The following is a 9,423-nucleotide window of genomic DNA, read 5'->3' as shown; positions in this document are numbered from 1 at the left end:
CGTGGTCAGCGGCACGGTCGCGGTCACCGGCCCGCGCGAGAGCCGCACGAAGGTCTCGTTGACCGGCGCGCGGTTGCCGCCGGCGGCGGCGATGACGTCGAGGATGCGGTCGCCGTGGCCTGAGAGCGGCAGGCGGGCGCCGGCGGCGCCCTCGCCGGTGACGGTGACGGCCTGGGAGATCGGGCGGGTGACCGAGACCAGCACCTGGGGCTGGATGGCCTTGCCGGCGAGTTCGTTCTCGATGAGCGCCTGGACGTCCTGGGTGCGGCGGCCGGCGACCTTGATGCGGCCGGCATAGGGCACCGAGATGGCGCCGTCGCGCCCGACGGGCTGCTCGGGGATGAGGGCGGACTTGGATCCGGCGGAGAAGCGGTCGGCGACGAGGGGTCCGGAGAACAGGCCGCCGGATCCGGCCTCCCAGATGGAGACCGAGACCATGTCGCCGATGCCGATGACCGGCTCGGAGGAGGGGCGATGGTCGCCGAAGGAGGCGAGCAGGCTGTCGAGGGGGCGGCCGCGCAGGGCCTCGACCACGGAGGGGGTGACGTCGATGATCTCGTAGCGGGCAAGGATCCCGCCGTCGGCCGTGGCGACCTCGGCCCCGGCCTGGATCGCGCTCGCCGTCGGACCCGCCGCGGGCATGTACGTGCAGCCGCCGGCAGATCCAGCCGCGAGGGCGGCCATCAGGGCGGTGCACGCCGTCTTACGCAGCATCACAAAGATTTCTCCTCGCCGAGCCCGCGCCATCGCTGGCCCGGGCCGGGATACCCAGTTTGACCGCCAAACGCTGCGATCGCTTTAACGACCGCGCCGGTGCGGCGGCCGCCGTGCGGACGGTCGCGCTATCCGTAGGCAATGCGTCACCAGCGTGGCACGGCCACGCTTATGCCGCGCAAGCTTAACCGTATCATGTCCCCGCGGCGATGTCCGCAGGTGCCGTCGCGAGGGCCCCGCGGAGCGCCCGACCGAGCTCGTCGGCGGCGATGTCGGCGCGGCGCGGGACCGCCTGCGGGCGGCCGAAGCGGAACAGGGCGTACTCGGTCGTCCGCCCGCCGAAGCCCGGCTTGCAGCTCGGCAGCGACGGTGCGTGGTCGCCGAACACGCAGAGCGTGATGGTCTGGCCGCGCTCGCGGGCGACGGCGTCCAGGCCCGCGACGAGATCCTCGACCATCCGCCCGGTATTGGCGACGTGATGGAGGTACTGCGCCTGCGGATCGTCGATGCCCGGCAGCCGCCCGGGCTTCCAGGGGCCGTGGTTCTCCATGGTCACGCAGAACAGGAACAGCGGCGCGCGCCGGGCTCGGACTTCCGCGAGGAGGCGCGCGCCGAGGGCGACGTCCCCGACATAGGGCCCGACGCGCGGCGCCTCCGCGAACGCTTCGCCCATCACGAGATCGGCGAAGCCGAAGGCCTCCATCACCCGCGCCCGGCGGAAGAAGTCGCGGTGGAACGGGTGCAGGAACAGGGTCCCGTAGCCCCGACTCCCGGCGAGCCGGGCGAGGCTCGTCGGCTCGTCGCCGCTGCGCGACGTGTAGGGGTCGTAGCGGCCGAAGCCGAGGCTCTCGGACGGACGGCCTGTGAGCACCGCGTGCTCGCTGCGCATCGTGTAGGCACCGTGCGCCGGAACCCGCAGGCGCCCGTACTGCGCGGCCCGGGTTCTGAACAGGTCCATCGCCGGCAGTTTCGCGCCGCCGAGCCGCTCCGGATCGACGAAGGATTCGAGCTGGATCACCACGACGACATCGTCGCCCGGGCCCTCCGGCAGGGTCGGCGCCGCGGGCACCGGCACGCCGCCCGCCATCGCGCGGGCGGTGTAGCCGAGGAGGCTCGCCGGGAGGCCGACCCGGGTCACGTCGGCCTCCAGGTCGGGCTCGGGGAACCAGCGGGCGATCAGCCGGGCGAGCGGCGGCCGCGGGGCGGCCTTGACCAGCAGCCAGAGCGCGAGCGGGAGGCCGAGCATCGCCAGCACCCGCGGCACGGTCGCGGCGGGCAGCACGCTCGGCTCGATCCAGTACCACAGCGCGGTGAACGCCGCGGTGAGCAGGACCGGCACGGCGATGCGCGGGTCCCACAGGGGCGGGATGTAGTAGAGCTGCGGATGCCGCGGCACCTGGGGCAGCAGGGCGAAATCGCTGAACAGCAGCGGCTCGCCGATCACCGAGCGCTTCGCGCGGCTGACGACGATCAGGATCGCCACGGTGATCACGCAGGTCAGCCCCGCGAGCCAGGGCCGCCAGGAGAACTCGAACCAGAACAGCAGGATCAGCAGGTAGCCGAGCAGCCGCAGGCCGAGATCCCGGGGCGCGAGGCTCGCCCGGGTGGTCGAGTCGCCCGCGAACACCTCCAGGGCGAGGCACACGGCGAGCGCGAGACCGGTGGCGATGAGGAACGTCGTCAAGACACGGGCACTCGGCGTGGGGCGGGCCTGCTCGCCGCCGGCATCCGGTCCGGCAGGAAACAGCGCGCGGGAGCAAGGGCTTGCGAGCCGTTCCTGATCCGGAATGATCGGAAACGGTCCCGGGGCGGGCGGTTGCGGGCGGACTCTAGCAGCGCGCGCTATCGCTTTGGTGTCACATCAGGGTCTCGCGGAACCGGATTCGCGCCGCGCGCCGCGCCCTAGCGCGGTCCGCCGCCGGCCTCGCGGCCGACGCCGCGCCGGCTGCGCAGGGCCCGCACGACGGGATTGAGGAGGCCGTAGCGGGCACGCATCACCAGGTGGGCCGTCCGGCCGAGGGAGAGGGCGTTGCGCGGCGCTGCCGCCCGGGCCGCGCTGAGGCGGTCGAGGAGCTGTTCCGGCGTGCACGGCTTCATCGCCACCGGGTCGAGGTAGCGCGCGTAGAGGATCATGGCGCCGGCCACCAGCTCATCGAGGCTCAGCCGGCGGCCGCGGTCGGCGCCCGGCGCGAGATCCTCCGACAGGCCCCAGCCGGAGTAGAACGGCCGGCCGTGGGTCGCCACGGTGAGGCCGCGGATCAGGGCCTCGAACCCGGCGAGGGACGTCATGGTCTCGACGTGATGCACCCGGTCGAGGAGGTCGACGATGCTGATGCCGCCCACGATCCGGTCGGCCAGGGTCAGGGCCTCCGCCTCCGGGATGATGCCGGGACGGAACCCGGCCTCCACGTCGGGATGCGGCTTGTAGAGCAGGAACGCGTCCGGGTTGCGCTGCCGCGCCGCCTCCAGCAGCGCCCGGTTCGAGCGGACCAGCGGCGAGCCGTGGCGCACCGAGGCGTCGTCCTCCACCTGGCCGGGCACGAGGACGATCCGCCGGCCGGCCGGCCAGTCGAGCGCGGCGGCGTCGAGGCCGACATTGTACTTGCTGAGCCGGCGCGCCACGACCTCCTCGCGCAGGCGCCGTGCCCGGGCGACGAGGTCCGGGGTGAAGTCGGCCTCGGCGAGCAGCCGCTGCAGGCGGCTCTCCCGGCGCGGGTCGTAGTAGATGCCGAGGTCGTCCACCACGATGGAGGCGCCGGGTTGCAGGCTGGCGCCGAGCCCCACGGAGCGCAGGAACCCGTCCTCCACGCGGGCCAGCGGCAGGCCGGCCCGCGCGCAGGCTTCCTCGAGCTGGCCGGGAGCCCGCGTCGCCCAGGCGAGGAGGCGGCCGCCGTGGCGCTGTCCCGCGGCGATCGCGGCCTCGGTGGTCATGGTGTGGATCGGCCGGCCGGCGGGGCCCGCGCCCAGGACGTCGAGGGCGGGCCGCTTCCAGCGCGACATCCCGACATAGACCACCCGCCGGTCGTTCTCGGCAAAGCGCGTGGCGAGCCACGCCACCCGCTCGGCGCAGGTCGCGCGGTCGATCGGCGCCCCGGTCCAGGGGTCGAGGTAATGGACGCCGCCCTCCCCGCCGAGAGGCGCCCCGTCGAGGGTGATCCGCAGGGATGCGAAGCCGGACTCCGGCGAGTCGTAGGGGCTCAGGAGCGGCCCGGGCGCGACCACGAGCCGGCGCCGTCCCGTCAGCGCCAGCAGGCGCCCGGCGAGGCTCCCCGCGCCCCAGGTCGCGCCGACGGCGCCGGGGCGCGCCGGACCGAAGGCGAGGCCCGTCGCGGCCTCGATCTCCGCCCGCAGGCGGCGGATCGTGCGGCCGGTCGCGTAGAGCGACGGGGTCGGGTCAGCGGGCATGGTCGGTGCGTCCGGCTCCGGTCGGGTGAGGTGCGGAACAGGCCTGTAGCGCATTTTCGCCGGCATGGGATGGTGATGCAACGCGGGGACAACCTGAGCGCGCGTCGCCGTCGCCACGTCCTGGAAAGGATTTGGACATATCGTCGCCGCGATTGCCCGCCTATTCCGGAGGCTAGGCCGCAGACGCGGGACCGTTGCAGACGGGCCACGCCGGCGCGGAAACGCCATGCCGCGGCATGGCTTCGGATTGCGGGCTCGCCGGGCACCGTGCCACCTCAAGAGTCTCTCGCCGGTTCGGTTCATCCGGCCCAGGGTCAAGGACAGAAGCGCCGCGGAATGCAACAGCCCGCCCTCGACGCCCTCCGCGACCGCCCCGCGACCTTCCTCTTCCTGCAGGGCATCGCGACGCCGTTCTTCTCCGATCTCGGACAGGCGCTGCGCGCGCGGGGACACTCCGTCCGGCGCATCAATCTCTGCCCCGGCGACTGGCTGTTCTGGAGCGGCGAGGCCGAGAATTACCGCGGTCGCCGCGAGACCTGGGGCGAGTATCTCGACGCCTATCTCGACCGCGAGGGCGTGACCGACATCGTGCTGTTCGGCGATTGCCGGCCGTTCCACAAGGCGGCCCGCATGATCGCCGAGTATCGCGGCCTGCGGGTGCACGTGTTCGAGGAGGGCTATATCCGCCCGAACTGGATCACCTGCGAGCTGGGCGGCGTGAACGGCTTCTCGTCCCTCCCCCGGACGGCCGCCGAGATCCGCGCCCTGGCGCGGCGCCTGCCGCAACCCGGCCGGGCGATGCCCTCCACGGGCGACATGGCCCGGCGCAGCGTCTGGGACGTCGGCTACAACCTCGCCAACGTCCTGTTCCCCTACCTCTTCCCCCATTTCCGCAGCCACCGGCCGACCCATATCGCGGCCGAGTATGCGGGCTGGATCAAGAAGTTCGCCCGCCGCGCGCATACCCGCCGCGAGGCGGCGCGCTGCGATGAGATCTACCGCGCGGTCGGCTGCGACTACTTCCTGCTGCCGCTGCAGCTCGACAGCGACTACCAGATCCGGGTCCACTCGCCGTTCCTCGGCGTCGAGGGCTTCATGGACCGGGTGATTAAGTCCTTCGCGGACGGCTCGTCGGCGCCGACCCGGCTGCTGGTGAAGCTGCACCCGCTCGACAGCGGCCTGATCAACTGGCGCAAGTTCGCCCGCGCCTCGGCCCGCCGCCACGGCGTCAGCGACCGGCTCGACTTCATCGACGGCGGCGACCTGCCGGCCCTGATCAAGGGCGCCCGCGGCGTGGTCATCGTCAACTCGACGGTGGGGATGCTGTCCCTGGAGATGGGCTGCCCGACCCACGCGGTCGGCACCGCGATCTACAACATGGCCGGCCTGACCCATCAGGGCGACCTCGACAGCTTCTGGAAGAATCCGACGCCGCCGGAGACGGACCTGATGGCGGATTTCCGCCGCGTGGTCCTGCACCGGACCCAGGTCAACGGCGGCTTCTTCTCCAAGGAGGCGATCGACCGCGCGGTGGCCGGCTCGGTACCGCGGATGGAGGCCGCCCTCCCCGACGCGATGCTGGCGGCGGCGCGGGCGGTGAGTGAGGCAGCCGAGCGCGACGGCGAGCTCGCGCCGGTCTACTGACCGGGCTCGCCCGGCTCCCGGGCCGTCGCCATTCGGCGGCCTTTGAAGCGCGTTTAACCGCCGGTGAGCCGTTCCCGGCCTTGATCTTTCCCCGCGCGGCGGCGTAACCCGCCCCATGCCCCGCATTCTGATCACCGGCGCGTCGAGCGGCATCGGCGCCGCGCTGGCGCGCCATTACGCGCAAACCGGCGCGAGCCTCATCCTCGTCGGCCGCAACGCCGAGCGGCTGGAGGCGGTCGCCCGGGACTGCCGCGCCAGCGGCGCCGCCGTCGAGACCGCCCGCCTCGACACCCGCGACCGGGCCGCCACCGTGGCGCTGGTCCACCGGTCGGATGCCGAGGCCCCCCTCGACCTCGTCATCGCCAACGCGGCGGTGAACGGCGGCAACCAGGAAGGGCAGGTGGAGGCCGAGGATGTGGCCTTCGAGACCGCCGACATCAATTACACCGGCACGCTCAACGTGATCCTGCCCGCCCTGACGCTGATGCTCCAGCGCGGGCGCGGCCAGATCGTGCTGCTGTCGTCGCTCGCGGCCTACGCGCCGCTCCAGGACGCGCCAGCCTATAGCGGTGCCAAGGCCGCGCTCGTCGCCCACGGTCTCGCCCTGCGCCAGAAGGTCGCGCCCCGCGGCGTGAAGGTCAACGTCGTCACCCCGGGCTACGTGAAGACGCCGATGGGCGGCGAGCTCAAGGGTTGGCGGCCGCTCGAGATCAGCGCCGAGGAGGCGGCCGTGCGGATCGCCAAGGGCATCGCGGCCAACCGCGACGTGATCGCGTTCCCGTTCATCCTCACGGCGCTCGCGCGCACCGTGCTGCTCCTGCCCGAGAACGTCCGCAAGGCCGGCCTCTACGCCTTCCGTTTCCAGCGCCGGAAGCGGCGCTGATGGCGCGACCCCGGATCGCGCTGTTCGTTCTGGAGGCACTGCCGAACGCCCGCGCGGTGCGCCGGCTCGTCGCCGATCTCCGGGCCGACATCGCGCTGGTCGGGCTCTCCAACGCCGAGCGGCCGTCGAGCGGCGGCCTCACTGGGCAGATCCGGCGGCACCTCGCGCGCTCGGGCCCCGGGATCCTGCCCTACCTCGCGGTCAATTTCGGCCTGCCGGACCTGCTGCGGCCCCTGGCACCCCTGACCCAAGCGGCGTCGGGAAGCGGCGACGCGCCGGAGGCGACGCCGCTCAGGACCCTGTGCCGCCGCCTCGGCGTCCCGACCCTGACGGTCGACGACGTCAACGGTCCCGACGTCGCGCGGGCCCTCCGGGACGCGGCGCCGGACCTGATCCTCACCTACCATTTCGACCAGATCCTGAAGCCCGAGACCATCGGGCTGGCGCGGCTCGGCGGGATCAACGGGCATCCCGGCCTGCTGCCCCGCCACCGGGGCCCGGTGCCGACGATCCACGCGCTGGCCGACGGGCCCGGGCAGTTCGGCATGACCCTGCACCGGCTGGCCGCCGCGATCGACACCGGCGCGATCCTCGCCCAGGAGGCGCTGGCGCTGCCCGAGGGTACCACCGCGACCCGGGCCTCGGTGGCGCTCCACGCCCACGGGCGCGGGATGCTCGACCGGTTGCTCGAGGACGTCACCCGGAGCGGAACCCTGCCGGATGGGCGGTCCGAGCCCGTTCTGCCCTACTGCCCGTTCCCCGACCGCGCGATGCTGGCCGCGCTGCGCCGCCGCGGCCTTCGCCTGACCAACGGGCAGGATCTTCGGGACGCGCTGAGCCTCTCCGCGCGGGCGTCTTAACCCCCGGTTAAGGCTGTTCGGCAAGGATTCGGTCAGATTCTCGCCGTCGACAGGGCCCGCGCATGCCGGATACCAGCGCCCTCAACTCGGCCGCTGGCGCCCTGGCCGCCGGCCGGCAGGTGCAGAGCGGGCGGATCCGCGCGATCTCCGAGAACCTCGCCAACGCCGATTCGGTCCCGACCACCCCGGGCGGTGCCCCCTACGCCCGCAAGATCGCGGTGTTCGCCCCGGTGGCGGCCGACAGCCCCCGCGACCCGGTCGGCCGGATCGTCCGCGACACCACCGGCTTCCGCACCCGCTACGACCCGACCAATCCCGGGGCCGACCCGACCGGCTATGTCCGTCTGCCGAACGTCAACGTCGCGGTCGAATCGGCCGACCTCCAGCGGGTGGTCCGGAACTACGAATTGAGCCTGAGCGCCTCGGCCTCGATCAAGACGCTCGCGCAGGCCACCATCAACCTGATCAGCTGAGCCGGCCGTGCCGCCGGCCGTAGCCGGCGTAGATCGCGAGGCCGATCGCCAGCCAGACCGCGAGGCGGATCCAGGTGTCGGCCGGGAGCGAGGCCATCAGCGTCACGCAGGACAGGATCCCCAGTCCCGCGATGAGGGTCACCGCCGGCACGCGGAACGGGCGCGCCCGGTCCGGATCGGTCCGGCGCAGGATCAGCACCGTCGCGCAGACGAGGCAGAAGGCCAGGAGCGTGCCGATACTGACGATCTCGCCCAGGACGTCGATGGGCACGAGCCCCGCCACGGCCGCCGTGAACAGGCCGATCACCAGCTGGCTCGCCACGGGCACCCGCGTTACTGGATGGACCCGGCAGAAGATCCTCGGGAGCAGCCCGTCGCGGGCGATGGCGAAGAAGATCCGGCTCTGCCCGTAGAGAGCGGTCAGCGCCGAGGTGGTCAGACCGATCAGGGCGCCGGCCTTGATGATCGTGGCGAAGCCCGTCAGGCCGATCACGTCGACCGCCTTGGCGACCGGGTCGGCGACGTCCAGGTCGCGATAGGGCACGAGTCCCGTGAGGACGGCCGCCATGGCCACGTACAGGATCGTGGTGATCAGCAGCGACCCGATCAGGCCGACCGGCGCGTCGCGCTGCGGCGCCCGGCACTCGCCCGCGGCCGTCGCCACGGTCTCGAAGCCCACGAAGGCGAAGAACACCACCGCGGCGCCGCGGAACACGCCGCTCCAGCCGTAGGCGCCGAAGGTCCCGGCATTCTCCGGCACGAACGGGTGCCAGAGTTCGGGCCGCAGATGGGCCACGCCGACACCCACGAAAGCCAGGATGATCGCGACCTTGCAGGCGACCAGCAGGCCGTTGACCAGGGAGGCTTCCGCGGTGGCGCGCATCAGCAGGGCGCTGAGCAGCAGCACGATCCCGGCCGCCGGGAGGTTGACGAGGCCGCCGGCGCCGGGCGCCCCGGCTAGGGCCGGCGGCAGATGCAGGCCGAACTCCGCCGCGAGGGACTGCGCGTAGCCCGACCAGCCCACCGCCACGGTCGCCGCGGCCACGGCGAACTCGAGGACGAGGTCCCAGCCGATGATCCAGGCGGGAAGCCGCCCGAGGCTCGCGCGGGTGTAGGTGTAGGTCGATCCCGGCTCGGGGATCATGGCGGCCAGCTCGGCGTAGCACAGGCCGACGAGGCCGCAGGCGACGCCGCCGATCACGAAGGAGAGGCTGAGCGCCGGGCCCGCGTACTGCGCCGCCGCCGTCCCGGTGAGCACGAAGATGCCGGCGCCGATCGTGGCGCCGAGGCCGATGGCGACGAGGCCCGGCGCGGTGAGGCTCCGGGCGAGTCCGCGCCCCGCGCCCGCCCGTTCACCCGTGGTCACCGCGGACTCCGCCATCGCGTCCGTTCTCCCTCGCCCGGATCGTCACCCGGCACTTTTCATGCCCGGACGGTGGCCTCC

8 protein-coding genes are annotated in these 9,423 nt (G+C 73.0%); 4 read left to right on the top strand and 4 right to left on the bottom strand.

Annotated elements, in window-relative coordinates; all coding sequences use genetic code 11:
• From BM314_RS19095 to BM314_RS19085, 3 genes are all read right to left on the bottom strand, one after another.
• Nucleotides 1-714: polysaccharide biosynthesis/export family protein (locus BM314_RS19095; protein WP_139237843.1), on the bottom strand; the 714-nt coding region annotated here is incomplete at its 3' end.
• 193 nt (nt 715-907) lie between these two features.
• The gene (locus BM314_RS19090) at nt 908-2,398 is read right to left on the bottom strand and encodes an LTA synthase family protein (protein WP_091979540.1); all 1,491 of its coding nucleotides are present in this window, start codon (nt 2,396-2,398) and stop codon (nt 908-910) included.
• A gap of 218 nt (nt 2,399-2,616) precedes the next feature.
• Nucleotides 2,617-4,119 carry a capsular polysaccharide export protein, LipB/KpsS family gene (locus BM314_RS19085; protein ID WP_091979539.1) on the bottom strand — a complete coding sequence of 501 codons (1,503 nt, stop codon included), beginning with the start codon at nt 4,117-4,119 and terminating at the stop codon, nt 2,617-2,619.
• A gap of 336 nt (nt 4,120-4,455) precedes the next feature.
• On the opposite strand from BM314_RS19085, the gene BM314_RS19080 reads away from it, so the two are divergent.
• The 4 genes from BM314_RS19080 (at nt 4,456) to BM314_RS19065 (ending at nt 7,979) form a co-directional block, all read left to right on the top strand.
• Entirely contained in the window at nt 4,456-5,763 is a 1,308-nt protein-coding gene (locus BM314_RS19080) for a capsule biosynthesis protein (RefSeq protein ID WP_020093750.1), read from the top strand.
• Nucleotides 5,764-5,878: 115 nt separating this feature from the next.
• Nucleotides 5,879-6,646, top strand: coding sequence for an SDR family NAD(P)-dependent oxidoreductase (locus tag BM314_RS19075; RefSeq protein WP_020093749.1), 768 nt, complete (start codon nt 5,879-5,881; stop codon nt 6,644-6,646).
• Nucleotides 6,646-7,506 carry a formyltransferase family protein gene (locus BM314_RS19070; RefSeq protein ID WP_091979537.1) on the top strand — a complete coding sequence of 287 codons (861 nt, stop codon included), beginning with the start codon at nt 6,646-6,648 and terminating at the stop codon, nt 7,504-7,506. Before BM314_RS19075 ends, BM314_RS19070 begins: the two co-directional genes overlap by 1 nt.
• A gap of 62 nt (nt 7,507-7,568) precedes the next feature.
• Nucleotides 7,569-7,979 (top strand): flagellar basal body rod protein FlgC, encoded by a 411-nt coding sequence (locus BM314_RS19065; protein WP_020093747.1) that lies wholly within the window; start codon nt 7,569-7,571, stop codon nt 7,977-7,979.
• Here the strand turns inward: BM314_RS19065 and BM314_RS19060 are convergent.
• Nucleotides 7,972-9,360: an amino acid permease gene (locus BM314_RS19060; RefSeq protein ID WP_091979536.1), complete on the bottom strand. Its 1,389-nt coding sequence runs from the start codon at nt 9,358-9,360 to the stop codon at nt 7,972-7,974. The genes BM314_RS19065 and BM314_RS19060 overlap by 8 nt on opposite strands.
• Nucleotides 9,361-9,423: the final 63 nt, after the last annotated feature.

Source organism: Methylobacterium sp. 13MFTsu3.1M2 (assembly GCF_900112625.1).
In the GTDB taxonomy this organism is placed as follows: domain Bacteria; phylum Pseudomonadota; class Alphaproteobacteria; order Rhizobiales; family Beijerinckiaceae; genus Methylobacterium.
Note: the sequence above shows the minus strand (reverse complement) of the source record. Positions and strands in the feature narration are given on the sequence as shown.

What these genes read in the sequence shown, in the direction of transcription:
- BM314_RS19060 (WP_091979536.1), bottom strand. Translation starts at nt 9,360, where the DNA reads ATGGCGGAGTCCGCGGTGACCACGGGTGAACGGGCGGGCGCGGGGCGC.
- BM314_RS19085 (WP_091979539.1), bottom strand. Translation starts at nt 4,119, where the DNA reads ATGCCCGCTGACCCGACCCCGTCGCTCTACGCGACCGGCCGCACGATC.
- BM314_RS19075 (WP_020093749.1), top strand. Translation starts at nt 5,879, where the DNA reads ATGCCCCGCATTCTGATCACCGGCGCGTCGAGCGGCATCGGCGCCGCG.
- BM314_RS19065 (WP_020093747.1), top strand. Translation starts at nt 7,569, where the DNA reads ATGCCGGATACCAGCGCCCTCAACTCGGCCGCTGGCGCCCTGGCCGCC.
- BM314_RS19080 (WP_020093750.1), top strand. Translation starts at nt 4,456, where the DNA reads ATGCAACAGCCCGCCCTCGACGCCCTCCGCGACCGCCCCGCGACCTTC.
- BM314_RS19070 (WP_091979537.1), top strand. Translation starts at nt 6,646, where the DNA reads ATGGCGCGACCCCGGATCGCGCTGTTCGTTCTGGAGGCACTGCCGAAC.